We start from the raw sequence: 25,869 nt of genomic DNA, 5'->3' as shown, positions 1-25,869 counted from the left end.
TAGGGAACATCCATGGCAAAACCCCAGCGTCGATATGTCTGCCAGCTTTGCGGCTCGGTTTCCCCAAAATGGCAGGGGCAGTGCGTCGATTGTGGCGAATGGAACACGCTGGTGGAGGAGGCGGCCGCTGTCGTTACGCCTTTTGCCGCCAAGCATAACCTGCAATCGGGCGGCCGGGCGGTCACGCTGGTCGGGCTCGATGCGGACATCTCCTTGCCGGAGCGGGCGGCGACGGGGATCAAGGAACTCGATCGCACCTTGGGCGGCGGTTTCGTCGAGGGATCGGCGACGCTGATCGGCGGCGACCCGGGTATCGGAAAATCGACGCTGTTGCTCCAGGCGGCGGCGCGGCTGGCCTGTTCGGGGATGAGCGTCGCCTATGTCTCGGGCGAGGAGGCCGCCGATCAGGTGCGGTTGCGCGCACGCCGGCTTGGCCTTGGCAACGCGCCGGTGCAACTGGCGGCGGCGACCTCGGTGCGCGATATCCTGACTACCTTCGGCAGCGGCAAACCGCCGGCGTTGCTGGTGATCGATTCGATCCAGACCATGCACAGCGACCTGATCGAAGGGGCGCCGGGCACGGTCAGCCAGGTGCGTGCTTCGGCGCAGGAACTGATCCGCTTCGCCAAGGAACGCGGCACGGCCTTGGTGCTCGTCGGCCATGTCACCAAGGATGGCGCGATCGCCGGGCCGCGCGTGCTGGAACATATGGTCGATACCGTGCTCAGCTTCGAAGGCGAGCGCAGCCATCAATATCGCATCCTGCGCGCGATCAAGAACCGCTTTGGCGGCACCGACGAGATCGGGGTCTTCTCGATGGCGGCTGAGGGACTGGAGGAAATCTCGAACCCGTCCGCTCTGTTCCTCACCAATCGCGACGAAAGCGTGACGGGATCGACGGTGTTCCCCGCGCTCGAAGGCACGCGACCCGTGCTGGTCGAGATCCAGGCGCTGACCGTGCGGCTGGCGAGCGGCGCCACGCCGCGCCGCGCCGTGGTCGGCTGGGATTCGGGACGGCTGGCGATGGTGCTCGCGGTGCTGGAGGCGCGGTGCGGGCTCAGCTTTTCGACCTGCGAGGTCTATCTCAATATCGCCGGTGGCTATCGCCTGTCGGATCCGGCCGCCGATCTTGCGGTGGCGGCCGCCCTGGTCTCCGCGCTCAGCGAGCGCCCGGTGCCGTCCGACGCGGTCGCCTTCGGGGAGATCGCGCTCTCCGGCGAGATCCGACCGGTGGCGCATGGCGCCCTGCGCCTGAAGGAAGCGGGCAAGCTGGGTTTCGGCCGGGCGCTGGTGCCGTCTGCGGTCGGTAGCGAGAAGGGCGGATTGACGCTGTCTGGCTTTCGCACGCTGCGCCAGTTCGTCGATCATATGCTGGCGCGCGACCCCGGTTGAAGCGCGGCGTTCGACACCCCAAGTGCAGAAACGGTGGAGATTTGATGACAGTCGCCGAAAGCGGATTCAAATTTACGTGAACTTGGGCTGTAGGCTTTTTGGCATCCTCCGAGTCGTCAGGTGATTCCACCTGACTGGAAAATACTCTAGCTGGAACCCATGGCTGCCTTCACCGCTCTCGACATCATCGTTCTCTTGCTCGTCGGCGGCGCCGCCGTGCTGGGATTCCTGCGCGGCTTCACGACCGAAGTTCTGTCCCTGCTCGCATGGATCGTCGCGGTTTTCGCGGTTAAGATGTTCCACGAGCCGACGACCTTGCTCGTCCGCGACTGGGTGGGCACGGAGGGCGGCGCGATGGTGCTCGCCTTCGCGCTGGTGTTCGGCCTGACCTTCCTCGCCGGCCGGCTGACCGCGCGCGCGGTGGGGCGGCGCACGCGGCAGTCGGCGCTCGGCAGCTTCGATCGCGTGCTCGGCATCGGCTTCGGCGCCTTGAAGGGCCTGATCATCGCTACCGTCATCTATCTGGGCGTCAGCCTGGTCTATGACACGCTTTATGGCGGCCGTTCCCAGCGCCCCGAATGGATGGCCAAATCCTATACCTATCCCCTGCTCGACGCGTCGAGCCGTGCGCTGGTCGATTTTGTCGAGGAGCGGCAGGAGGATGGCGGCGCGCCTGACAATGATGCGTCCGCGAGCAACGCGTCGAAATGAATGCGCCGCTCTACAACACCGCGATCCTGAAACTCGCCGCGACCATCCCGCATCATGCGCGCCTGCCGGCGCCGCAAGGCAGCTCGGAGAAGCGCTCGCCGGTCTGCGGCAGTCGTGTGACCGTCGATGTGATGCTCGATGCCGATGGGCGGGTTTCGGCGCTTGGCCAGGAGGTGCGCGCCTGTGCGCTCGGCCAGGCATCTGCATCGCTGATGGGCGCGGCCGCGATCGGCAAGACGCTGCCCGAGCTGGAGGCGGCGCGCGACGCGCTGGCCGGGTTTCTGGCGGGCACGCGTGATGATCCGGGCGACTGGCCAGGGTTGGAGATCTTCCTGCCGGCGCGGCCGCATGCCGCGCGGCACCCATCGATCCGGCTGGCGTTCGAAGCGGTGACGGAGGCTGCGGTGCGCGCCGCGGGCGCCTGATGCACGAGGGCGGCGGCGTGCCGATGCTGCGCGACGGGGTGATCCTGCTCGGTTTCGCGATGGCGTTCGTGCTGCTGTTCCGCAAGCTCGGGCTCGGCGCGGTGCTTGGTTATCTCGTCGCCGGCGCGCTGGTTGGGCCGCACCTGCTGGGGCTGGTCGGCGATGCCGAACAAAAGCTCGGCATCGCCGAACTGGGCATCACCTTGCTGTTGTTCCTTGTTGGCCTGGAATTGTCGCCGACGCGGTTGTGGCAGATGCGCAACGATATTTTCGGGCTCGGCCTGCTTCAGGTCGCGCTGTGCGGCCTCGCGGTGGCGCTGCTCGTCTATGGAAGTACGCCCTTCACCCTGGCCGCGGCGCTGGCGCTGGGCCTGCCGCTCGGCCTGTCCTCCACCGCACAGGTGCTGCCGATGCTGCAATCGGCCGGGCGGTTGCGCACCCCGTTCGGCGAACGGGCCTTTTCGATCCTGTTGTTCCAGGATCTCTCGATCGTCCCATTGATTACGATCATCGCGGCGCTGTCGCGCAACCCCGCTGATGCGGCGGGGCCGCCGGGCTGGGTGCTGGGGCTTTATACGGTGCTCGCGGTGGTGGGGCTGGTGCTTGCCGGGCGCTTCATCCTGAATCCGCTGTTCCGGCTGATCGGCAATCTCGGCGAGCGCGAGATGTTCGTCTTTGCCGGATTGTTCACCGTCATCGCCAGCGCGGCCGTGATGGAGGCACTGGGTCTGTCGACCGCGCTGGGTGCGTTCGTCGCGGGCGTGATGCTCGCCGAAAGCCCGTATCGCCACGAGCTGGAAGCGGATGTCGAGCCGTTCCGCACCATATTGCTCGGCCTGTTCTTCCTCGCGGTCGGCATGATGCTCGATCTGACCGTGATCGCCGAACGGCCGGTGTTCGTGATCGCGATGGCGGCCGCGCTGATCGTGACCAAGACCGCGATCGTGATGGGACTGGGGTTGTTGTTCCGTATGGCGTGGCGCCAGGCGCTGGCGCTGGGCCTGCTGCTCAGCCAGGGCGGCGAATTCGGTTTCGTCCTGTTCGCACAGGCGCAGGATGCGATGCTGATCGAGCCGGAGGCGGCCAGCCTGTTCGGCGCGGTCGTGACGATCTCGATGGCGACCACGCCGTTCCTGATGGCCTTCACCCGGCGGTTCCGTGCCGAGCCTCGCGCGGGTGCGGCGAAGCTCGATGGGCCGATCAGTGACGGCGCGTCGGCGATCATCGTCGGCTATGGCCGTTTCGGCCAGACGGTCGGTCAGATGCTGGTCGGCCAGGGCGTTCAGGTGACCCTGATCGATTCGGACCCGGAAACGATCGCGGTCGCGGGCGATTTCGGTATGAAGGTCTATTATGGCGACGGCACGCGCGTCGATCTGCTGCGCCGCGCGGGTGCCGAGGATGCCCAGGCGCTGATCTTCTGCCTCGACGGTGACCGGCTCGATGAAGCATCGATCGGATTGATCGCCAAGGCTTTTCCCGACGCTTCCATCCTGCTGCGCGCCTATGATCGGCGTCACATGATGCGGATCGGCGCCGCGCCTGTCGCGGGCGCGGTGCGCGACGTGTTCGAAAGCGCGATCGCGCTCGCCCGGCAATCGATGCGCGCTTTGGGCATCGACGATGCGGAGATCGACCATACCGAGGCCGATTATCGCGCGCGCGATGAGGCCCGGCTGAAGGTGCAGAGCGAGACCGGCGATATCCGCGCGGGAATGGATCGCATGTTCAGCCAGCGCAATGCCGGGCTCAAGGAGGATTGCGGATGATCGTGTTGCTGGCGGCGCTGTCGGGCGCCATCGCGGTGGCGGCAGGTGCGTTCGGCGCGCATGGCGCCGCGTCCCCACAGGCGGCCGAATGGTTGAAGACCGGCGCGACCTATCAGTTGATCCATGCGGTGGCGGCACTGGCGATCGTCGACAGGCTGGGCGCGAAGGCGCCGGCTGCCTTGTTCCTGGTGGGCGGCGCGATCTTCGCATTGACGCTTTATGCGATGGCGATCGGCGCACCGCGCTGGCTGGGCGCAATCACGCCGATTGGCGGAACATTGCTGATCATCGGCTGGCTCTGGCTCGGCTGGACCGCGCTGCGGGGATAGGGCGCCGCCTGTCCTGACTATGAAATTGCGCTCCCCTTGCGCGTCGATAGGTTTCCCGATCGAGGGAGACGGAAATGCGCGGAGGGCTGGCTGCCGGCTTGATCTGTTCGTTCGGGGCGCTGGGCGAGGCGCCGTTGCGTGCCCAGGAGGATCCGGAGCCCCAGATGCCCGCGCCGCTGGTGCGCGGCGGGAGCAGCGTGATTTCCTATCCGCCCGAGTTCTTCGCCGAATATCAGCCGACCATGGCGCTGGAGATGATCACGCGCATCCCGGGCTTCACCTATGATCGCGGCGATACCACTATCCGCGGATTGGCGGGGGCGGGGGGCAATGTCCTGATCGACGGGCAGCGCCCATCGACCAAATCGCAGAATCTCGACGATATCCTGCGGCGCATCCCGATCACGGGCATAGAACGGATCGAACTGATCCGTGGCGGTGCGCCGGGCATCGATATGCGGGGCCAGACCATGGTGGCCAATATCATCCGCCGTGTGGGCGCGACGACATCGCTCGCAGCCGAGTTCATGACGAAGTTCTACACCAATGCGGCCCCCGCCCGGATCGCGCGCATCGAAGGATCGCGGAAGGGGCGCAAATTCTCGCTCGAAGGCGTGCTCCACTGGCGCGAGGACAAGGACCAGACAATCTCGGGCATCGGCCGTATTTCGCGCCGCGACGGCAATGGCCGGTTGACCGACTGGGGCCGCTTCGAGGCCGATTGGGATCGCTTCATCATCGGCGGTAACGGCGCTGCGGAATATCGCGATGGCCCGGATTTCATACGCTTCAGCCTGAACGGCGAACGCGACCGCCAGGACAGGCGGGACGTGACCGACCTGACTAACGCGGCGGGCACGGAATTTCACGAGACGGTGGCCGCCGACGTCGCGACCGATCGCGGTGTCGCCAGTATCGAATATGAACGCGAAGTCTCGTCGCGGCTGACCTTGCGCGCGCTGGCGCTCGAAAGCCGGGAACGTGACAGGATCCTGACCCGTTCGACCGGTACGGGCCCCGAACAGGTCTCGCGCGAGCGATCGCTTGCTGGTGAATCAATCATGCGCGCATCGGGCACCTTTGTGCCTGTGCCGACCCTGACGATCGACGGGCGGATCGAGCGGACCTTCAATTTCCTCGATGCCGAAAGCAGCCTGGCGCGCGGTGGTATTCCTGTGCCGCTGCCATCGGCGACGGTGCGTGTCGAGGAACGTCGCATCGACGCCGAGGGCTCCGCGCGTTGGCAGATATGGAATCAACTGACCGCTGAAGCGGCGATCGGCTATGAACGTTCGACGATCGGTGTCGACGGCGATGCGCGTCAGTCCCGTTCGCTGCAATTCCTGAAGCCCCGGCTCAACCTGACGATAGAACCGGCGAAGGGGTGGGAAGTGCGCCTGCGCGCCGAACGGATCATCAGCCAGCTCGATTTTGACGATTTCGCGACCACCGCCGCACTCGATACCGGCACGGTGAATGCGGGCAATCCCGACCTGACCCCCGAACAGGCCTGGCTGTTCGAAGGAACGGTGGAGCGCCGTTTCTGGGATCGTGGCGCGATCACGCTGACCGCAAGCCATTCCGAACTGAGTGACGTGATCGATCTCATCCCGATCGAGGGGCGCTTCGACGCACCGGGCAACATCGGCAGCGGCATGCGGCAGGAGGCGAAGCTGGCACTGAGCCTGCCGCTCGACCGGCTGGGTGCGAGCGGCACCCTGATCCGCCTGAACGCGAACTGGCGGCGCTCGCGCGTTACTGATCCGGTGACGGGGGAGCGCCGGCGGATCTCGCTGCAACGCCCGTTCCAGGGCGATATCACGATCATCAAGGATCTGCCGCGCCTGAAATCGGTGATCACCGCCGATTTCTACACGGGCTTCAGCGAAACCTCATACAGGATCAACGAGATCCGCACGATCGCCGCCAACAGCGATCCTCTGGCCAAGATCTATTGGGACTGGACGGTGAAACCGGGCCTGTCGCTGCGCTTCATGTTCGAGAATATCGGCTTCCGTTCGCGCAGCCGGAAGCGCGAACTCTATGATGGTCCGCGCAGTGCCGGGCGGTTGATTTCCGTCGAACGCCGCTACGCGGTGATGGACCCGTTCTTCCTTGTGAGACTGCGGAAGACGCTCTGATTTTTCGTCCCCTCGCATGTGTCTTGCGATTTGCGTTACAGTTCCTGCGCGCTCGATTGTCCTGACTTTGTGATGCGTGCTGGGAGAGCCGACGGGCCCTATGGTCGACGACGATGCCCTCGAAGACTGGTTCTGCCGGGAGGTGCTGCCTCTCGAACGGTCGCTCACGCATTTCATCCGGCGCAACTGGCGGGTCGAGGACGATGTGATCGATCTGCGCCATGACGTATACGAACTCGCGATCTCGGGCGGGCGCGGCGGTTTGCCCGCGAATACGCGCCAATATCTGTTCACGATCGCGCGCAATCACCTGATCAACCGCGCCAAGCGCGCGCGCATCGTGTCCTTCGATCTGGTCGCCGATCTCGAGACGATCGACCGTGAGGTCGATCTGTTCGAAGCCGAGCGCCATCTGAACGCGCGCGAAGCGTTGCGCCGCGTCCATGAAGGGCTGGAACGGCTGAGCCCGCGCGTGCGCGAGATCGTCCGGTTGCGCAAGATCGAGGGGCTTAACGTGCAGGAAACCGCCGAACGGCTTGGCATCGGCAAGGACGCGGTCAATCATCAGGTGATGATGGGAATGAAGGCGCTCGCCGATTTCATGCTGGGGGGCAGCGGCAAGGTGATCCGGCCCAAATTCGGCCGCCGCCACCGGAAAGGCGGTGAGGCATGAGCCGCGCGCAGCAGGCGAACGACCGTGCGGCCGCCTTTCTGATCGCGCAGGAAGATGGCGGCTGGTCGGCGGCGGACCAGTCCGCGCTCGATGCCTGGCTCGCCGAGGCGGACGGCAATCGAGCGGCCTATTGGCGTTTGAAGCATAGCTGGCGTGAGGCGGACAGGATCGGGGCGCTCGGACCTGCCGTCGTCGAGGTGGTGGAATCGATGGCACCGGCACCGCGTCGTCGGTGGGTGCCAGGTGCGATCGCTGCGTCGCTCGCGATCATGATCGGCGGGGGGTACATGGTCGCGCGCGATCCTGCTCCGGCGGTCCGGACCATGGCCTATGAGACCCCGGTTGGCGGACGACGGTTGATCGGGCTGGCCGATGGCAGCCGGGTGCAACTCAACACCGCATCGACGGTGCGGACCGCCGTGACCGATCGGGCGCGTGAAGTGTGGCTCGACAAGGGCGAGGCTTATTTCGAGGTCGCGCATCTGGAGGGGCGCCCGTTCGTCGTTCATGCCGGTGATCGCCAGATCACCGTGCTTGGCACCAAATTCTCGGTTCGCCGCGATGCCAGCAAGGTAACGGTGTCGGTGCTCGAAGGGCGTGTGCGTGTCGATGAGGTCGATGGTGGGCGCGATATGCGTTCGGCGATCATCTCGCGCGGCGATATCGCTCTTGCCGAGGGCGATGCGACGCTCGTGACGGCGCGATCGCAGGCGCGCGTCGAAGGCGCGCTGGCGTGGCGCACGGGTATGCTGAGTTTCGACCAGACCAGCCTGTCCGACGTGGCGGCGGAGTTCAATCGCTACAACAGCAAGCCGATGGTGGTGATCGACGCGGAGGCAGGCGCGATCCGGATCGGCGGCATGTTCCCCGCTTCCAAGCCGGAGGTTTTCGCACGGCTGCTGCGCGATGCCTATGGCGTGAAAGTGGTCGAAACGCCCGAGGCGATAAAAATTTCGGACTGATCATTACAGTTTCGCGACGCAGCCTTGTCTCCCTCCCATGACGGATACGCGCGGACGCGACCGATAAGGGGGATGGGATATGAGGATCAACGGCCATCATGCTTCGCTGGCGGCGGGCATCTGCATCGCGGCGCTCGCGACACCGGCCTATGCGCAGCAGCGCCAGTTCAATATTCCGGCGGGGAGCCTGAAATCTGCGCTCGATGCCTATGGTCGACAGGCCGGGCGTCCGATCATCTACAAGGCCGACGAGGTGCGCGGCGCGCGGTCGAAGGGGTATCGCGGCACCGCGACCGTCGATGCCGCGCTCGACGCGATCCTGATGAATAGCGGCTTCAGCGCGCGTGCCGGAACCGCAGGCGCGATCGCGATCGTCCGCAACCAGATGCGCACGTCGATGACGGATGAAGCCGCGTTGACCACGGATGACGGCACTGGCGAGGAGGTTTATGACGATATTGTCGTCACCGCCGCGCGCCGCGAGCAGAAGCTGATCGACGTACCGATGAGCATCACCGCCGTATCGCAGGCCGAACTGGAGCGGCGGGGGGCGGTTTCGCTGCTCGATCTATCGCGCGGCGTGCCGGGGTTGGTGGTGATCGAATCCGGGCCGGGACAGAACCAGATCTTCCTGCGTGGCGTCGCCAATCCCAACGGCATCGCCTCCCTTGTCGGCGTCTATATGGACGAAATCCCGGTGACGGGGGCGTCGCTGGGGCAGCTCGACCTGCAACTTGTCGACCTGGAACGGGTGGAAGTGCTGCGTGGGCCGCAGGGCACGCTTTATGGCCAGGGGTCGGCGGGCGGCACCGTTCGCTTCATTACGCGCAACCCCGATCTGAACAGCGTTTCGGGCGAAGCCAGCCTGTCTGCCTATGCCACCAGGCACGGCGATTTCAGCGAGCGGTTCAGCGGTTTCGTCAACGTGCCGGTGATCGACGATGTGCTGGGTTTCCGCGTTTCGGGGACGCTCGCCAATATCGGCGGCTGGATCGATCAGCCGGCGGCAGGCCGGAAGGATATCAACGACCAGCTTATTCGCAACATCCGCGTGAAGGGGCTGTGGCGGCCTGCCGATGGACTGGACATCGCGGGCACCGTCGTCGTCCATCGCAACAAGGGCGATGGCCTGACAGTAGGCGCCGACAAGCATTATGACGTGGATTTTCCGAATGGCGATCCGCTGGCGCAAGAAGCGCTGGTCGACAATTACGAGATCTACAACCTCACGGCGACCTATGATTTCGGCGGCGTACAACTGATGAGCTCGACCAGCCATGTCGATGCGCACAAATATAATGCGGGTGTCGCGCTGAAGCTGCCGGGGCTGGAGACCTTCAATCGCGATACGCTCGACAGCAAGTCGTTCACGCAGGAGGTGCGCCTCAGCTCGACCGGCAAGCGCCGGCTGAACTGGGTGGTGGGCGCCTTCTACACCGACGAGACGATCGACCGGCTGCAGGTGCTCGACCTTTATTCCGAGGGCGAGTTCCTGGGTGTGGATTCGGTGGATTCCAGCGACAAGTCGGAAACGATCTCGGTGTTCGGCGACATCTCGTTTTCGGTCACCGATCGTTTCCAATTGGGCACCGGGCTTCGCTATTTCCACGACAGCCGCAAGCGCGCGCGTAACGGGGCACCCGATCAGGCCGGGACCTTTGAATCCGTCAATCCGCGCTTCTACGCGTCTTATGATCTTGCCCGAAATGCCACGCTCTACGCCAATATCGCCAAGGGGTTCCGCAGTGGTGGCTTTCAGGGCAACGGGGTGAACACCACCTTCGATCCCGAGAATGTCTGGTCGTACGAGGCGGGCACGAAGGGGGTGTCCGGCGGCTTTCGCTGGGACGTTACCGGCTTTTACAGCAAGTATAAGGGGTATCAGGCCTTCGTGCTCGGCCAGGGCGTGTTCGGTGGTTTGATGAATGCCGGCAATGCCGAGATCTATGGTGTCGACTGGTCGTTCGCTGTCGATCCGGTGAAGAATCTCACGCTGCAACTGAGTGGCAACGTCACCAGTACGGAACTGGTCTTTGTGCTGCCTGCCTCGACGTCGAACATCACCGGCGACCGGCTCGACTATATCCCGGATTATTCGATCGCGGCCTCGGCCGAGTATCGTTTCGACTGGAGCGCGGAGAGGCCGGGTTTCGTTCGCGTCGATTATAACCAGATCGGCCCCGGCACCGTCACCGATCGCAGCCTGGACATCGTCGCCTTTCGCACGAACACCCTCAACATGCTCAACGCGCGGATCGGGCTGGAGCATGGCCGCTGGGGCGTCGAGCTGTTCGGCGAGAATCTGCTGGGCGAGAATGGTCGGCAGGATCCGCTTGAAGCGCTGGGTTTCGGCACCCGTCCCCGACCGCGCGTGATCGGCGCCAAGGTGAAGGCGAGCTTCTGACGCGCTTCACGAACGCGGCTGAGGGAAGGCGTTATGTGCTTCAATAGAGTTCGTGGCGAACGGCGTGATCATAGTGTGCATCGAAGGCGTCGGCATCGGCGTCCTGCAGATCGGCCAGTGCGACGAGCACCTTGCCCACGGTGGGCAGCGTGTTTCGATCGATATGGGCATCGGGCGACCAGAGGCCGGCGCGATTGACCGCCTTGCCGCAGTGGAACAGCACCTGATCGACCGCTACGACCGTTGCGGCCTTGGGCATGCGGCCGCCTTCCTTCAGTCGATCGAGCAGGGTGGGTTCGATCGAGACGCGCGCATGACCGTTGATGCGCAGGAACACCTCCAGCCCGGGAAACAGGAACAGCATCGCGATGCGATCGTCGGCCTGGATATTGCGCATCGATTCGATGCGGTTGTTGCCCGGCCAATCGGCAAAGGCGATCTGGCGCGGGTCCAGCACATGAACAAATCCTGGCGGGCCACCGCGCGGCGATGCGTCGAGCCCATCGCCGCGGCCGGTCGCGAGGCAAAAGAACGTCGCCACACGCAGATAGGCTTCGTGGAACTCGACGATCCGGTCGAGCATCGCTTTTTCGATCATCGGCGACGGCGCCGCATAGAGCGTGTCGAGATCGAGCTGGATATTGTCGGTACTCATCGCCGGCTCCCTGGCTGATCGTATCAGGATAGCGGGTTAATCGATGGCGGCTGTAGCGTGTTGATGCCATTCGATGGCATAATGGCGCCATGGTGGACCTGTCGCTCGATCCGTCCTTTCTCGATTCCGCCGCCGAACCCTTTTTCTTTGTCGCGGCGGGCAAGGAGGATGGGGAATTGGGGGCGGTGGCGCACGCGCATGCGCGCGGGCAGTTGTTTGGATCGAGTCGGGGAGTCTTGACGGTGGGCGTGGAGGATGCGGTGTGGATCGTACCTGCGATCCATGCGGTCTGGCTGCCGCCACATCATCGTCATTGGGCGAGATCGCATGGTCCGTTCGAGGGATGGGCCGCCTATGTCTCGGAAGCGGCTTGCGTCGATCTGCCGAGCAATCCTTGTGCGATCCGTATATCGGGCCTGTTGCGTGAGGCTGTCATGCGCGCTGCGGGTTGGCCATTGTCGCCGCTTGGCCCGGCCCACGCGCATCTGGCGGCGGTGGTGCTGGACGAGATCCGCACATTGCCACGTGAGGCGCTTGGCTTACCGATGCCGCGCGATTCCCGTCTGGCGCGGATCGCTGGTGCGCTGGCCGACGATCCCGCCGATATGCGCGACCTGAATGGTTGGGCGGATTGGGCCGGGGTCAGCGCAAGAACAGTTAGCCGCCGCTTCGTCACGGAGACGGGCTTCACATTCACCGCGTGGCGCCAGCGTGTCCGGCTGTTGCGCTCCCTCGAAATGCTCGCGATCGGCCATCCGGTCACCAACGTCGCGCTCGATCTGGGCTTTTCCACCGCCAGCGCGTTCATCGCCGTGTTCCGTCGGACGTTCGGCGACACGCCAGCATCTTACCGCCGACGCCTCTAAGACAAGTTGGACGCAAAAATCTATTGATACCGACCGGATGGTATGTAGTATCTCCTGCGGAGGCCACGGATGATGGCCAGGATGCGGAGAGACGAAGACGCGATGACGCACAATCCTGACTGGTACGATCCCGCTATGCCGCGACGGGACGATTGCGTTCTCGGCCGCATCATCGATCGCGGCGCGGCCGAACATCCCGATCGCATTCTTGTGCGCTTCGAAAATGGCGCGACCTGGACATGGGCGGAGGCGCTGGGCCATGCCCGCCGTGCCGCCGCCGGACTTCGCGAACTCGGTGTCGCCAAGGGCGATCGCGTGCTCGTCTGGGCGCCGAACGGTCCCGAATTGCTCAAGTCATGGTTCGCGACGGCGATCCTGGGCGCGGTCTACTCGCCGATAAACATCGCCTATCGCGGCGGCCTGCTCGAACATGTCATCGCCAATTCGGGCGCACGGGTGATGATCGCCCATGCCGGGCTCGTCGATCGACTGGACGCCGTATCGATAGGACGGATCGAGCACCTCTTCGTCGCGGGTGACGCGGCGCCGGTCGTGAACCATGAGATCACCGTACAGGCGTTCGATACGCTCGACGCTGATGATGGAGCATTACCAGAGGATTGCGGCGTCGAGCCGTGGGACACGCATTCGATCATCTACACATCGGGCACCACCGGTCCATCCAAGGGCGTGCTGTGCAGCGGCCTGCATTTCTACACTGTCGGGGTCTCCGCCGTGGGATTTATCGACGCGGGCGAGACGGTGATGGTCAACATGCCGCTTTTTCATATCGGCGCCGCCGGCGGCGTATACGGCACGCTCGCCCGACGTGGCACGATCGCATTGTTCGATTCCTTCAGCACCAACGGCTTTTGGGATCAGGTCCGGGAAACCAACGCGGTCGCCACCTGCGGCATGGTCGGCAGCATGACGACCTTCTTGGCCAAGATCCCGCCGTCCTCCAGGGATCTCGACAATCCGCTCCGCCAGGTGCTCGTCGCGCCCGTCAACGACGTCACCATCGGTCTCGCCCGGCGGCACGGCTTCGACTACACCACCGGCTATGGCATGACGGAGGCGCCGATCCCGCTGATCGCGGAGGTCAACACGACGGTGCAGGGTTATTGCGGGCGGCCGCGCAGCGGCATCGAATGCCGGATCGTCGATGCGCATGACATGCCGGTGCCGGATGGCGAAGTCGGCGAACTGATCATCCGCGCGGATCTGCCCTGGTCGATGAACCATGGCTATCATGAGGATCCGGCCGCCACGGCGGAGGCCTGGCGCAATGGATGGTTCCATACGGGCGACGCCTTTCGGCGCGATGCGGAGGGCCGCTATTATTTCATCGATCGGATGAAGGATACGATCCGTCGGCGCGGCGAGAATATCTCGTCGCTGGAAGTGGAAACGCAGGTGCTGGCGCACCCCGACGTCAAGGATGTGGCGGCCATCCGCGCCGACAGCGAATATGGCGAGCACGAAGTGATGATTGTGGTAGAGCCGCATCCGGACCGCACGATCGATCCAGTCGACCTGACGGCGTTCCTGGAACCACGCATGGCACACTTCATGGTGCCCCGATATATCCGCTTCATGGCGGCGCTGCCCAAGACGCCGACGAACAAGGTTCGCAAGCCGTTCCTGCGCGAGGAAGGGGTGACGGCGGACACTTGGGATCGAGAGGCGGCGGGCATCGTCATCAAGCGGCAGAAGCTGGCATGATGCGCGCGATCGTCGTGACGGGACGGGGCGGCCCCGAGGTGCTCGCGCTGAAGGATTTGCCGGTTCCGGCGCCGGGCGGGCGCGACGTGCTGATCCGCACTCACGCGGCGGGAGTCAATCGTGCGGACCTGCTGCTCCAGCAGCAACAGGCGCCGATTCCGGAGGGTTGGAGCGTCATTCCGGGGCTGGAGGTTTCCGGCGTGGTCGAGGCCGTTGGGCGTCGCGTGCGCGGATTCGCTGTGGGGGATCGGGTGATGGCGCTGTCGCTGGGCGGCGGTTATGCCGACTATTGCGCGGTTGATGAGCGTCTTGTCATTCCCTGGCCCGACGGCCTGTCCGCCGAACAGGCGGCCGGCGTGCCGGAGGCTGTGGCGACCATCTGGACCAGCCTGATCGATCGCGGGCGCCCTTGCGCCGGCGAGCGCGTGCTGATCAACGGTGGCGCCAGCGTGATCGGTTCGCTCTCGATCGCGATCGCGCGCCATATCGGCTGCACCGTCGTCACCACCGCCGGTGGCGCCGAGAAATGCGCGGTCGCGCGGGCGGCAGGGGCGGTCTCCGCCATCGATTATCGCGTGAGCGACGTCGAGGAGCAGTTGCGCGAGGCGAGCGGTGGGGCTGGCTATGATTTGATCCTCGACATGGCCGGGGGCGAGACGCTGTCGCGCAGCGTCTCGCTCGCCGCGCCGAAGGGGCGGATCGTGATGATCGGGATGATGGCTGGACGCACCGGCACCGTCGATATCCTGCCGCTGATGGCGAAGCGCGTCAGCCTGCTTGGGTCCACATTGTTCTTCCGCACGCTCGCCGAAAAGGGGAGGGCCCTGTCACGGGGCTGGGCTCATGCCGCGCCGCTGCTCGATCGGGCAGGGGGCTTTCCGCTCCACGTCGATGCCTGCTTCCCGCTCGACCAGGCGGCGGAGGCGCAACGTCGCATGGACGAAAGCGGGCATCACGGAAAGGTCGTGATCCAGCCCTGACCGCGTCGCTTCGTGACCGTCCGGCGGAATTCTCAATCGAAAAGGGTAATCGGATGGCAGTCGAGGACAGCAGCAACGATGTGCCATGGCCGTCGCCCGCTTATGCCTGGTATGTCGCGTCGGTGCTGTCGCTGGCCTATATGGTCTCGTTCATCGACCGCCAGATCCTGACGCTGTTGGTGGCGCCGATCCAGGCCGATCTTTCGATCAGCGACACGCAGATCGGCCTGCTCCAGGGGCTCGCTTTCGCGCTTTTCTATTGCGTGCTGGGCATTCCGATCGCGCGTCTGGCGGACCGGAAATCGCGGCGCAACATCATCCTGGCCGGCATCGTCACCTGGTGTCTGATGACGGCCTTGTGCGGCGCGGCACGCGGTTTCTGGCAGCTTTTCGCTGCACGGGTGGGCGTTGGCGTGGGGGAGGCGGCGTTGTCGCCGCCTGCTTATTCGCTCCTGGCCGATTATTTCCCGCCCGAACGCCTGGCGCGCGCGACGGGGCTGTATTCGCTGGGCGTCTATGCCGGGGGTGGCATCGCGCTGCTTGTCGGTGGCGCGGTGATCGAGGCGATCGCGCGGATGCCGCCGCTCGTCGCGCCGCTCATCGGTGAGATGCGGCCCTGGCAGACGGTCTTCGTACTGGTCGGCTTGATCGGATTGCCCGCAGCGCTGCTGGTCGCCACGATCCGCGAACCCCTTCGTCGCGATCATGGCGGCGCGGTCGCGACCGATCAGGCGCCGGGCGTCGGGCGCGCCGAACTCTTCGCCTATCTCGGCGCCAATCCCCGGCTGCTGATCGGCATGACCACCGGTTTCTCGCTGCTCGGCATCGTGATCATCGGCTTCATCTCCTGGGTGCCCTCGTTCCTGATGCGCGTGCATGATTGGACGGCGGGCGAGGTGGGGCTTGGTTATGGCCTGGTGCTGCTGATCTGCGGGGCGGCGGGGGCGTTCGGAGGCGGATGGATCGCCGACGCCCGGCAATCGGCGGGCGTCAGCGACGCGCCGTTGCGGACGGCCTTCTTCGCCGGGCTGATCGCGCTCCCTTTCGCGGTGGCTGGGCCATTGCTGCCGTCGGCCGGGCTCGCGCTTGCCGGGATCGCGGTGGCGACGTTGTTGTTGAGTGCACCCGTCGGCCTGGCGGCGGCGGCGCTCCAACTCTCGGTGCCCAATCGGCTTCGCGCGCAGGTGACCGCGATCTATTTTCTCGTCGTCGCGCTGATCGGGACCGGGCTTGGCCCGATCATCGTCGCGCTCGCAACCGATTATCTGTTCGCCGATCCACGCGCTGTCGGCCGATCGCTTTCTCTGGTCGCCGCCGCTCTCACACCCTTCGGGCTTGGCGCGCTATTCCTCGCTTTCGCGCCGTTTCGCCGCATTCGCGCCGATCAGCGGGCGCAACCGCGCAGGCTTTCCGCAGAATCCCATTGACAAGACTCAGCATTCCATAGTGAATGCATACCATCCGGTCGGAACTGTAGAAAGTGCAGTCCGGTCGGGGCGGTGCGGCTGGCGCGCTGCCAGGGCGAGAGGATAGCGGGATGGGCAATCGTGAAATGGGGCGTCTGCGGAGTATCGATCTGCTGGCACGGAGCGCGGGCGCGCGTGATACATGCCGGGCATGGCTGCTGGCGGGGATCGCGCTGCCGCTGATGCTTGCGCCGTCGATCGCATCGGCACAGTCTCCCGATCAGGTCGATGCCGCCGCGAGCGCCGACGCCACGGAAACGCAGGATATCATCATCACCGGCCGCAAGCGTGCGGAGCGGCTGGAGGATATTCCGGAGTCGGTTTCAGTCTTCACCAGCGCCGATATTCAGGCGGCAGGCATCCAGTCGGTCGCCGACTTCGCCGATCTGACTCCCGGTGTCTATTTCTCGGGAGACTGGTCACCCAGCGTCAGCACCTTCACGATCCGGGGCGTTTCGAACAATCCCAACGCCGATGCGCCGGTCGCCTTCGTCGTCGACGGCGTGGTATACGGCAATTCCTACCTGATGGGGCAGGATCTGTTCGATATCGCGCAGATCGAGGTGCTGAAGGGACCGCAGGGCACGCTATACGGCCGCAATTCGACGGGCGGCGCGATCAACATCGTGACGCGGCGGCCGACCAACGACTGGTCCGGCCATATCACCGCCACGATCGGCAATGGCGATCTCTACAAGGTTCGCGGCGGCATCTATGGCCCGATCGTCAAGGACAAGATCTTCTTCGGCTTCAGCGGTGTCGCGCAGAAGTTCGACGGATTGATCATGAACGAATTCCTGAACAAGCCCGTCGATTTCCGGAAGGGCGGCGCCGGCCGCGCCCGGCTGCTGTTCACGCCGACGGCCGAACTCACCGCCGACTTCACCTATACCCGCATGGATTACCACTCGGGTTCGACCTATTGGCGCGCGGACAACGTGCCGCCGGCGCTGGGCCTGCCCACCGGGATCATCCAGAGCGATTACCTGACCGAAGCCGATCTGACCGTGAACGATTTCTCGGGCAAGATCGACTATGCGACAGAGATCGGCACGTTCACAGCGATCGCCAATCACCAGAAGGTGACGATCCCGCGCACCGTGGATATCGACTTTCTGCAACGTTCGTTGACCGAGGTGCTGACCTCTCCCGATACCGCAAAGTCGACCACGTTCGAATTGCGCTTTACCTCTCCCGACGATCGTCGGTTCCGCTGGTCGGTCGGCGGCTTCTACCAGGATCAGGACCGTATCCGCGCGCAGAATGTGTATGTGAACACCAACCCCAACAAGGATCCCGCGCTCAAGACATTGGTGCTGGCGCAGCGCGTGCCGACCGATCAGCCGAACCAGGTGCGCTCGGTCTTCGGGCAGGCGGAGTTCGACATCACGCCCCAGCTCGAGCTGGCGGCCGGGCTTCGCTACGATGAAGACCGGCGCGAGGATCGCATCGCCGGGCTCAAGGAGAAGTTCACCGCGACCTCGCCCAAGGTCACGCTCTCGTACAAGCCGGGTGCGCACAGCCTGATCTACGCGACCTATTCGGAAGGCTTCCGTTCTGGCGGCTTCAATCCGACCGCCGTGTTCGGCCGGGTCTATCAACCCGAGGAACTGCGCAACTACGAAGTCGGGTTCAAGACCCGCGCGCTTGACGGAATGCTGAACCTCAATGGCGCGATCTATTATCAGGACTATTCGAACCAGCAATTCTACGTCTTTTCCACCGCCGCCGCGTCGCAGGCCCTGATCAACGCGCAGAAATCGCGGGCGAAGGGGATCGAGGTGGAGGCGCGGTTGCGGCCGATGCGGGGGCTGGAGCTTGTCGCTGGCGTCAGCGTCGTCGATTCGAAGATCACCCAGTTTGGTCCGTTCAACGCATTCGCCGGCCTGACCGAGGCCGATATCAACGGCAACCGCCTGCTTTTCACCCCCGATCACAGCATCAATCTGACCGCGCAATATGGCTGGAATATCGGATCGCTCGACGCGACCGCGCGCACCGATTTCGTCCGTCGCGGCCGCATCTACTGGGGATTCGACAATGTCGAGAACCAGGCGCCGGTCAATCTGGTCGATGCCCGGCTCGGTATCGGCGGAGATGCCTGGACGCTCACCGCCTATGCGGAGAATCTGTTCAACAAGGGGTACGACGCCTTCTGTTTCGTCGGCCGTTTCATCGGCAACGCCAACCGCATCAATCCCTGCGCGTCTGCCACGCCGAGGCAATATGGGCTGGAGGCGAGTTTCCGTTTCTGATCTGTTTTCCTGGCGGCGCTTATCAGAGGCGCCGCCATTTCACGCCGGCTTCGCGCAGGGCGCGTTTATAGGCGCGATAGACCGCGCCCGGCATTTCGCGGACGATCGAATTGCGGAGTCGATCGGGGCAGTCGTTGGGATCTTTACGAAACTTGTAGAGCGTTACGTCCTCGCCGCGGATTTGGCAGAAGCGCTGTGCCGCGTCCGCCACGCGCAGGCGCAGTTCGGCACGGCCCGACGGATCATCGAGAGCCAGGTCGGTATATCGGACGCGTGCGATCGTCGAATGCGGCCTGTCGTTCGCATGGGCCGTCGATGCACAAAGCAGGGCGAGGGGGATCAGTCCGGTCAACTTCATTTCGACCTCCTTGATCGCCGGACAAGCCGGCCACGTGGCGCGGAATCGCGCGATGTTTCGGATGATGTGGATTCAGGTTCGAGCCGGCCCGCCGAGCTCGGCCTTCATGTCTAGGACCGGGGTTCCTGGATCAGCCGCCGGGCCTCCGCATCGAGTTGCTCAGCCTGCACGCGCAGCGATCGCGCCATGCGCAAATGTTCCTCGCGATCCTTGGACGGCAATCGGTCTTGCGCGGCGGCGCCCTCCAGGGCGTTCGCCTCCCTGCGCATGCCGTTCGCGGAATCGCTCAGTCCCTTGGCGAATTCACGCCGGCCCGCCGCGATGATCGCGCGGCCTCGCCGTTCGGCCCGCCGCCGTTCGGTGGCGTCTTCCGTCGGGGTGAGCATCGCATGGCGCATGGTCGGCGCGGGCGCAGGTGTCTCGTCCTCTGGTGATTTTTCCGGCTTCTGGGTGGTGACGACAGGCACGGGGCTGGGGGCGGGAACAGCGATCGCCGTGGTTCGCGCGACAGATCGTGGTTTGGCCTGTGGTGTCGTCGCTTTTGGCTGGTCCTGGATGTGAACGGCGCGAAGGATTTTCGGCGGTTGGAATTGTACCCGCACCGATGGTGCATCGTGGTTTGCCAGTGGCGTGCTGACCAGCTTCGCCGCGGCGAGTGGCGCGATGACGCCGGGCGCGCAAATCAGGAGTGCCGTGCAGAGCAAGCGGTTGGCGGGCGGGCGCGGCGTTCCTTCAAGTACCCGGCCGATCCGCACCGCGAGTATTGTTCGCGGCGCCGACATGCCACACGCCGCAGGGTGTGCGGCCATGTTGGCAACCGTCAGCAACGTCTGCGCATAATCGGCGTGTGCGACGTGGCGAACTGCTTCCTCATCTGCGGCGAGCTCGGCCTGACGCGCAAGCTCGCGATCGACCAGCCAAGCCAGCGGATTGAACCAGAACAGCGCGGCGGCAAGCCGCGAAATGACGAGCATCGGCCAATCGAGGCGACGGATATGCGCCATTTCATGGGCGATCACGGCGTCCGCCTGCTCAGGGCGGGCCTCGATCGCGGGGCCGATCAGGATCCAGCTTGCTCCCCAGCTCAACGGAGCCCCGACCTGCGATGATACCAGCAGCCGGACGGGCCGGCGCAGCCTGGCGGACGCCCGGGCTACAGCGGCACGCCAATATGGATCAGAGACGGGACGCGCGGTCCGTGTCCACCGTCCGAGCGTCAACAGGCCGGCGAATAGGCGCAGCAATACGCAAGCGACGCCCATGGCATAGACAAGGCCGACCATGTCGATGGCCGATATGCCCGGGGCCTCCACCGGCTGAGCGTTAGTCCCGTCGATATGAGCGATCGCCGGAGCATTGATCGGCGGCGCTTCCTGCGATGGCAGGATGCCGATTTCGAGCGACGGCAGAATGAGGGTGAACGCCGGAAGTGCCAGCAACAGCGCTGCCGCCACACGCAGCAAGGTCACGCGCTCTATAGCGGCGCGATTGCGCAACATATGGACGAGCATCAGCGCCACGCCGCAGATCAGCGCGGATTTCCAGCCGAGGTCGATCAGCAAAGCGATCATTGCCCGGACTCCTCGCGTGCCTTGTCGATGGCGCGCTGAAGCATCTCGATTTCATTGGGATCGAGCCGGGTTTCCATCCCCAGCAGCGCGGTCGCTGCCCGCGCCGCCGAACCCTGGAAAAAGGTCTGGACCAGACGTTCCAGCGCGGTTTCGGCAATGCCGACGGCTTGGCGAGCCGGCGTGTAAACATAAGCTTGGTTGACCGTGTGATGCGAAATCAGCGCCTTGGCTTCGAGCCGGCCGAGCAATGTGCGTATCGCGGAATCGCTCGGCGGATCGTCCATCGCGGTGCGAACGGCCGAGGCGGTCGCCTGACCCAGGCGGCATAGCGTTTCGAATACCTCGCGTTCGCGACGCGGCAACGACTCGATCATGATCATCTCCTGCTACATCTGTAGCATGTTACAAATGTAGCGGGTGTGCAAGCCTCATCGTAGGCGCGCCGAAAGTGCCCGTGGCGCGGGCAAATGCGCGACTCCGTCAGGGCGTGGACATCGGGCGCAGTCGTTGGATAGACGGTGAAACGGGTTCATTGCCTTATCGCCTCCATCGAATGTCCAGACCATAAGGACGGGGGGATAAGATGATCGATCAGATGAAATTCGTGCGGATGGCGGCACTGGCGTCGGCCAGCGGGCTGGCGGTGTGCGGCATGCCGGCCTTTGCGCAGACTGAAAATGCCGGCGCTCAGGTCGCTGCGGACGAGAGCATCGGCGATATCGTCGTCACCGCCCGCCGCCGCGAGGAATCGCTTCAGAAGGTGCCGGTCTCGATCACTGCGTTCACGGCGGCGGACCTGCAATCGCGGCAGGTCGACAATGTCTCGCAGATCGCGCAGTCCACGCCCAATCTCGTCTTCAATTCCTCGGCGCCGATCTCCGGCAGCAATACGGCGGCGTCGATCTATATCCGCGGCATCGGCCAGAGCGACTTCACGCTCGTCACCGATCCCGGCGTCGGCCTCTATCTCGACGGCGTCTATATCGCGCGCTCGGTGGGGGGCGTGCTTGATCTGGTCGATGTGCAACGCGTCGAAGTGCTGCGCGGACCGCAGGGCACCTTGTTCGGCAAGAACACGATCGGCGGCGCGATCAACATCACGTCCAAACCCCCCGGGGATACGCTGGGCGGATCGATCGAGGCGAAGACGGGCAGCCGCAACCGCGTCGATGTGAAGGGCGTTCTCGACTTGCCGATTTCCGACACGCTCGGTGTCCGGATCTCGGCGGCGACGCTCAATCAGGACGGCTATGTCCGCAACCAGGGCGGTCCGCGTCTGGGCGATGTGAATGCGCTGATCGGCCGCGTGGCGCTGCGCTGGAAGCCGACCGATCGCCTGACCATCGATCTCGCGGCGGATGTCACGCGCCGCCGCGAACAGGCACAGGCGCAGAAGCTGCTGGATTTCAATCCCAATGCCGGCGCGCCGACTTTCGGGCCTTTCAATGGCGTGATCGCGCCCGCGCTGAGCCTGCCGCAATATGATGCGCGGTTCACGCAGGGCGGCCCATATCGGACCTTCCAGGGCGACAATCCCAACGCGATCTCGCATCTCGATCTATGGGGCGTGTCTGGCACCGCCGAATATGATCTGAGCGGCCTGACGGTCAAATCGATCACCGCGTTCCGCAAGTTCGACAGCCAGTTCGGTCGCGATACCGACAATTCGCCCTATACGATCGTCGAGACCTATGACGATATCAGCCAGCAGCAGTTCAGCCAGGAAATCCAGTTGTTCGGCTCCGCGCTCGACGATCGGCTCGACTGGCTGCTGGGCGGCTATTATTTCACCGAGAAGGGCGACAATCTCAACAATGTCTACACCTCGGTCATCCTGATCAAGAGCGGTGGCGCGGTTAAGAACGACAGCCTGGCAGGTTTCGCGCATCTCAGCTTCAAGGCGACCGACAAGCTCCGGCTGACGGCCGGCGCGCGCTATACCGACGAGACCAAGCGCTTCACGCCCGACCAGCAGGTGCTGTTCTACGATTATACGCAGGCGCTGTTCGGCGGCGCTGGCTTCACCAATGGCCAGCGCATCCTGCCGCAGGTGCAGTCGAGGCGGAAATTCGACAATTTCTCGGTCCTGCTCGGCGCCGACTATCAATGGACCGACCGGCTGATGACCTATGTGTCGTTCTCGCAGGGGTTCAAGTCCGGCGGATTCAATCAGCGCGTCTTTCCGCCGCGCGCGGTGCCCGGATCGTTCGAGCCCGAAAAGGCCGACGTGTTCGAGGCCGGGCTGAAGACGTCGAACGCGGCGGGCACGTTGCGTTTTGATCTGGCGGGTTTCTACACGCGCTATCAGGATATCCAGGTCCGTATCCTCGACGTGATCGCGCCGGGCACCGGCAATGCCGCCGCCGGCCGCGTCTATGGGGCCGAGGCGGAACTGACGCTGAAGCCGGTATCGCCGCTCACATTGCAATTCTCCGCAGGCTATCTCGATACGGGCTATACGCGGTTCGATATCAATTTCGATCCATCGCAGGGCATCACCAAGGACAATCGTTTCGTCAATTCGCCGCGATGGTCGCTGGCGGCATCGGCAAGCTATGTCATTCCCTTGGGCGACTTCGGCGATCTCACCTTGCGTGGCGACTGGGCCTATCGTTCGAAGACCTACAACGACGCGGCGAACAGCGAGAATATCGCGCAGCCCGGCTTCAGCCTGTTCAATGCGGGCATCGTCCTCGATACCGCCGACAAGGCCTGGCAGGTCGCAGCCGGCGTCAAGAATATCGCCGACAAGCGCTATCTACTGACCGGCAACAATGAGTTCGGCGGCTTCGGCTATGTCGAGGGCGTCTACGCCAGGCCGCGCGAATGGAGCTTGTCCGTTCGCCGGTCCTTCTGATCCGTTCCCGTCAGCTCGGACCCTTCATGTCGAACAACTTCAACCAGGCCGCGCATGCGTTGCGTGGCAACGGGCTCGATCGCCTCGCGGCGCGTGGGCACCCGATCCTCGCCTGTTATTTCCCGCTCGGCGATCCGGTCTTCGCGAATGGCATCGACGCGATCTATCGTTCAGCGGGGGTCGATCTCTTCGAACTCGGCCTGCCCTCCGCCGATCCCTACATGGACGGCGCGGATGTCGCCGGGGCGATGCGTCGCGCATTGGCGAGCGGGATCGATCCCTATGCCCGGCTGGCTGATATGGCGGCGTGGCTGGCGGGCGAGCCCGACGGGCCCGCTGGGGTCTGCATGGCCTATGCCGATCTCGACCTTTCGCGCATCGCCGGCTGGCCGGGGCTCGACGGCATGCTGATCGTCGGCACGCCACCGGGCGCTTTCCCGCCGGGCGTGCGGACATGCGGGCTGCTCAAGCTCGATTTCACCGATGAGGATCTTGCCGCCGCCGCCGCATGGGATGGATATGTGATGGTGCAGGCGGCCGCCGGCGTCACCGGTCCGCGCGACCGTCTTGATCCGCGGCTGGCGGACACGATCGCGGCGGCGCGGCGCGCGGGCGTATCTCGTCCGATCCTGGCCGGCTTCGGCATCGGTACGTCAGACCAGGCGCGGGCGGCTGTCGATGCCGGTGCAGACGGCGCGGTGATCGGATCGATGTGCGTGCGCAAGGCGATGCAGGGGCCTGACGAGATCGCACGCTTCCTCGATCGGGTGAGGTCCGCGCTCGATGGCTGAGCAGGGCTATATCCTGGGCATCGATCTTGGAACCACCTCGCTCAAAGGGGTGCTCTACGATCTCAATGGCCAGATTCTGGTTGCGGAGGCCACCGTTTACCCCACGCATCGTTTCGCCGATGGCCGTGTGGAGCAGGATGCATGGGACTGGCTGGAGAGCTTCTGGTCCGTCGCGGATCGGATCATGGCGGGGCGTGCGCCGACGGATATTCGCGCGATTGGCGTGTGCAGTCAGGTCAACACCTACGTCTTTGTGGACGGGGATGGGGTTCCGCTGGCGCCCGCGATCGTGTGGCAGGATGTCCGCGCGGCGGAACAGGCTTGCCGGCTGGATGCAATGATCTCCGAACCGCAGCGGCGACGCTGGTGGCCGTCGGGCATGGCTGTCAGCGCGAGCCATATGCTGCCGCAAATGGCGTATATGGCGGCGTCCGCGCCCGACATCTGGGCGCGGACGGTGAAAGTCCTGTCTCCCAAGGACTTCCTGTTGCGCCATCTGACCGGCATGTGGACCGCCGATCCGCTGGCCGCGTTCGATCTGGTCGATACATCGGGCACCTATATCGACGCGTTGATGACGCTGGTGCCCGGTGCGCGTGAGCGCGTGGCGCCGCTCGCACCGTTTCGCGCGGTGATCGGCCATCTGCGTCATCCACATTGGCCCGATTGCGCCGCCGCTGTCGTCAACGGAACGATGGATGCCTTTGGCTGCCTGTTCGGTTCGGGCGCTGCGCGGCCGGGGGAGGGCAGCTATATCAGCGGTACCAGCGAGATCATCGCGCTGATCGGCGATCGCCCCGGGGGCTATCCTGGCATCGTCAGTTTCGCCGCCGTCGATGGCTGGCATGTCCAGGCCGGACCAACGCAAAGTGGCGGAGATACGCTGCGCTGGATGGCCGCGCTTTTCGATATGACGCATCAGGACGTCCTCGATCGCGCGGCGCTCGCCGATCGATCGGGCAACGGTGATGGCGTGCTGTTCCTGCCGCACCTGGAGGGTGAGCGCGCACCTTTGTGGGATGCGCGGGCACGCGGCGCCTTTATAGGCATGAATTCGCATGACGCGGCGCCACAACTGGCGCTCGCCGCGCTCGAAGGCGTTGCACTGTCAGCGCGGCTGGTGCTCGATGGCGCGGCGAAGGCGGTGGGGGGACGTCCCGAGGCTCTCTATCTGGGCGGCACGGGCAATCGTTCGGATCTTTGGGCACAGATCCGTGCGGACGTGTTGGGCATTCCGCTCCACCGCGTCGAATGCCTGGATACAGGCGCGGTTGGCGCGGCGATCATGGCCGGGATCGGCATTGGCCATTATCGCTCGATCGCCGAAGCATCGAGCGCGCTTGTCCGTGTGGAACGGACATTTCGGCCCGATCCGGAAAAGTCGTCCCGTTATTTGCGCATGATGTCGCACTACATGGCGGCGTATCGCCAGCTCAAGGCGCTTGAAGCGATCTGATATTCGGATCCACTTTGTTTTAAGCTTGAACTTTCTGGGTGTTTAAGACAGATTTGTGAATTATCGTTCGTGAAGGAAAGAAC

21 protein-coding genes are annotated in these 25,869 nt (G+C 64.5%); 17 read left to right on the top strand and 4 right to left on the bottom strand.

The features are described from left to right. Positions 1-12: 12 nt before the first annotated feature. From radA to ACODTA_RS03825, 9 genes are all read left to right on the top strand, one after another. Positions 13-1,392, top strand: a complete 1,380-nt coding sequence (radA, locus tag ACODTA_RS03865; RefSeq protein ID WP_489064479.1) for a DNA repair protein RadA — start codon at positions 13-15, stop codon at positions 1,390-1,392. A 159-nt stretch (positions 1,393-1,551) separates the two neighbouring features. Then, positions 1,552-2,103 (top strand): CvpA family protein, encoded by a 552-nt coding sequence (locus ACODTA_RS03860; RefSeq protein WP_489064478.1) that lies wholly within the window; start codon positions 1,552-1,554, stop codon positions 2,101-2,103. Further along, positions 2,100-2,528 (top strand): iron-sulfur cluster assembly scaffold protein, encoded by a 429-nt coding sequence (locus ACODTA_RS03855; protein ID WP_489064477.1) that lies wholly within the window; start codon positions 2,100-2,102, stop codon positions 2,526-2,528. Before ACODTA_RS03860 ends, ACODTA_RS03855 begins: the two co-directional genes overlap by 4 nt. Next, complete coding sequence (locus ACODTA_RS03850) at positions 2,528-4,297, top strand: cation:proton antiporter domain-containing protein (RefSeq protein ID WP_489064476.1); 1,770 nt, start codon at positions 2,528-2,530, stop codon at positions 4,295-4,297. The genes ACODTA_RS03855 and ACODTA_RS03850 overlap by 1 nt, the downstream gene beginning before the upstream one ends. After that, on the top strand, positions 4,294-4,626 hold the full coding sequence (locus ACODTA_RS03845) for a DUF423 domain-containing protein (protein WP_489064475.1): 333 nt from the start codon (positions 4,294-4,296) through the stop codon (positions 4,624-4,626). Before ACODTA_RS03850 ends, ACODTA_RS03845 begins: the two co-directional genes overlap by 4 nt. A gap of 74 nt (positions 4,627-4,700) precedes the next feature. Beyond that, positions 4,701-6,767 (top strand): TonB-dependent receptor plug domain-containing protein, encoded by a 2,067-nt coding sequence (locus tag ACODTA_RS03840; protein ID WP_489064474.1) that lies wholly within the window; start codon positions 4,701-4,703, stop codon positions 6,765-6,767. A gap of 100 nt (positions 6,768-6,867) precedes the next feature. Further along, a complete protein-coding gene (locus tag ACODTA_RS03835) occupies positions 6,868-7,440 on the top strand; it encodes an RNA polymerase sigma factor (RefSeq protein ID WP_489064473.1) in 573 nt (190 codons plus the stop codon). Further along, entirely contained in the window at positions 7,437-8,402 is a 966-nt protein-coding gene (locus ACODTA_RS03830; RefSeq protein ID WP_489064472.1) for a FecR family protein, read from the top strand. The genes ACODTA_RS03835 and ACODTA_RS03830 overlap by 4 nt, the downstream gene beginning before the upstream one ends. 79 nt (positions 8,403-8,481) lie before the next feature. Beyond that, the gene (locus tag ACODTA_RS03825; protein ID WP_489064471.1) at positions 8,482-10,806 is read left to right on the top strand and encodes a TonB-dependent receptor; all 2,325 of its coding nucleotides are present in this window, start codon (positions 8,482-8,484) and stop codon (positions 10,804-10,806) included. 40 nt (positions 10,807-10,846) lie between these two features. Here ACODTA_RS03825 and ACODTA_RS03820 read toward each other — a convergent pair whose 3' ends face one another. Next, the gene (locus ACODTA_RS03820) at positions 10,847-11,461 is read right to left on the bottom strand and encodes a pyridoxamine 5'-phosphate oxidase family protein (protein ID WP_489064470.1); all 615 of its coding nucleotides are present in this window, start codon (positions 11,459-11,461) and stop codon (positions 10,847-10,849) included. Between the two features lie 89 nt (positions 11,462-11,550). Here ACODTA_RS03820 and ACODTA_RS03815 point away from each other — a divergent pair, with 89 nt between their 5' ends. The 5 genes from ACODTA_RS03815 to ACODTA_RS03795 all read left to right on the top strand — a co-directional run bounded on the left by ACODTA_RS03815 (position 11,551) and on the right by ACODTA_RS03795 (position 18,753). After that, positions 11,551-12,327, top strand: coding sequence for an AraC family transcriptional regulator (locus tag ACODTA_RS03815; RefSeq protein ID WP_489064469.1), 777 nt, complete (start codon positions 11,551-11,553; stop codon positions 12,325-12,327). Between the two features lie 81 nt (positions 12,328-12,408). Beyond that, the gene (locus ACODTA_RS03810) at positions 12,409-14,052 is read left to right on the top strand and encodes an AMP-binding protein (RefSeq protein WP_489064468.1); all 1,644 of its coding nucleotides are present in this window, start codon (positions 12,409-12,411) and stop codon (positions 14,050-14,052) included. Then, positions 14,049-15,032, top strand: a complete 984-nt coding sequence (locus tag ACODTA_RS03805; protein ID WP_489064467.1) for an NAD(P)H-quinone oxidoreductase — start codon at positions 14,049-14,051, stop codon at positions 15,030-15,032. Before ACODTA_RS03810 ends, ACODTA_RS03805 begins: the two co-directional genes overlap by 4 nt. A gap of 53 nt (positions 15,033-15,085) precedes the next feature. Next, positions 15,086-16,459, top strand: a complete 1,374-nt coding sequence (locus ACODTA_RS03800) for a spinster family MFS transporter (protein ID WP_489064466.1) — start codon at positions 15,086-15,088, stop codon at positions 16,457-16,459. A gap of 110 nt (positions 16,460-16,569) precedes the next feature. Beyond that, on the top strand, positions 16,570-18,753 hold the full coding sequence (locus tag ACODTA_RS03795) for a TonB-dependent receptor (protein WP_489064465.1): 2,184 nt from the start codon (positions 16,570-16,572) through the stop codon (positions 18,751-18,753). 22 nt (positions 18,754-18,775) lie between these two features. Here ACODTA_RS03795 and ACODTA_RS03790 read toward each other — a convergent pair whose 3' ends face one another. The 3 genes from ACODTA_RS03790 to ACODTA_RS03780 form a co-directional block, all read right to left on the bottom strand. Further along, positions 18,776-19,111: a UrcA family protein gene (locus tag ACODTA_RS03790; RefSeq protein WP_489064464.1), complete on the bottom strand. Its 336-nt coding sequence runs from the start codon at positions 19,109-19,111 to the stop codon at positions 18,776-18,778. A 110-nt stretch (positions 19,112-19,221) separates the two neighbouring features. Beyond that, the gene (locus ACODTA_RS03785; protein WP_489064463.1) at positions 19,222-20,682 is read right to left on the bottom strand and encodes a M56 family metallopeptidase; all 1,461 of its coding nucleotides are present in this window, start codon (positions 20,680-20,682) and stop codon (positions 19,222-19,224) included. Beyond that, positions 20,679-21,056 (bottom strand): BlaI/MecI/CopY family transcriptional regulator, encoded by a 378-nt coding sequence (locus ACODTA_RS03780; protein ID WP_489064462.1) that lies wholly within the window; start codon positions 21,054-21,056, stop codon positions 20,679-20,681. The genes ACODTA_RS03785 and ACODTA_RS03780 overlap by 4 nt, the downstream gene beginning before the upstream one ends. A 209-nt stretch (positions 21,057-21,265) precedes the next feature. Between ACODTA_RS03780 and ACODTA_RS03775 the strand changes: the two genes are divergently transcribed. From ACODTA_RS03775 to ACODTA_RS03765, 3 genes are read left to right on the top strand one after another with little or no spacing between them, the layout of a single operon-like run. Next, complete coding sequence (locus ACODTA_RS03775; protein ID WP_489064461.1) at positions 21,266-23,539, top strand: TonB-dependent receptor; 2,274 nt, start codon at positions 21,266-21,268, stop codon at positions 23,537-23,539. Positions 23,540-23,565: 26 nt separating this feature from the next. Then, positions 23,566-24,330, top strand: coding sequence for a tryptophan synthase subunit alpha (locus tag ACODTA_RS03770; RefSeq protein WP_489064460.1), 765 nt, complete (start codon positions 23,566-23,568; stop codon positions 24,328-24,330). Further along, positions 24,323-25,786, top strand: a complete 1,464-nt coding sequence (locus tag ACODTA_RS03765; RefSeq protein ID WP_489064459.1) for a xylulokinase — start codon at positions 24,323-24,325, stop codon at positions 25,784-25,786. The genes ACODTA_RS03770 and ACODTA_RS03765 overlap by 8 nt, the downstream gene beginning before the upstream one ends. Positions 25,787-25,869: the final 83 nt, after the last annotated feature.

The sequence above is a fragment of the Sphingomonas sp. FG14 genome, assembly GCF_057809675.1.
The sequence above is the reverse complement of the archived record's forward strand: the minus strand, read 5'-3'. Positions and strand labels throughout refer to the sequence as shown.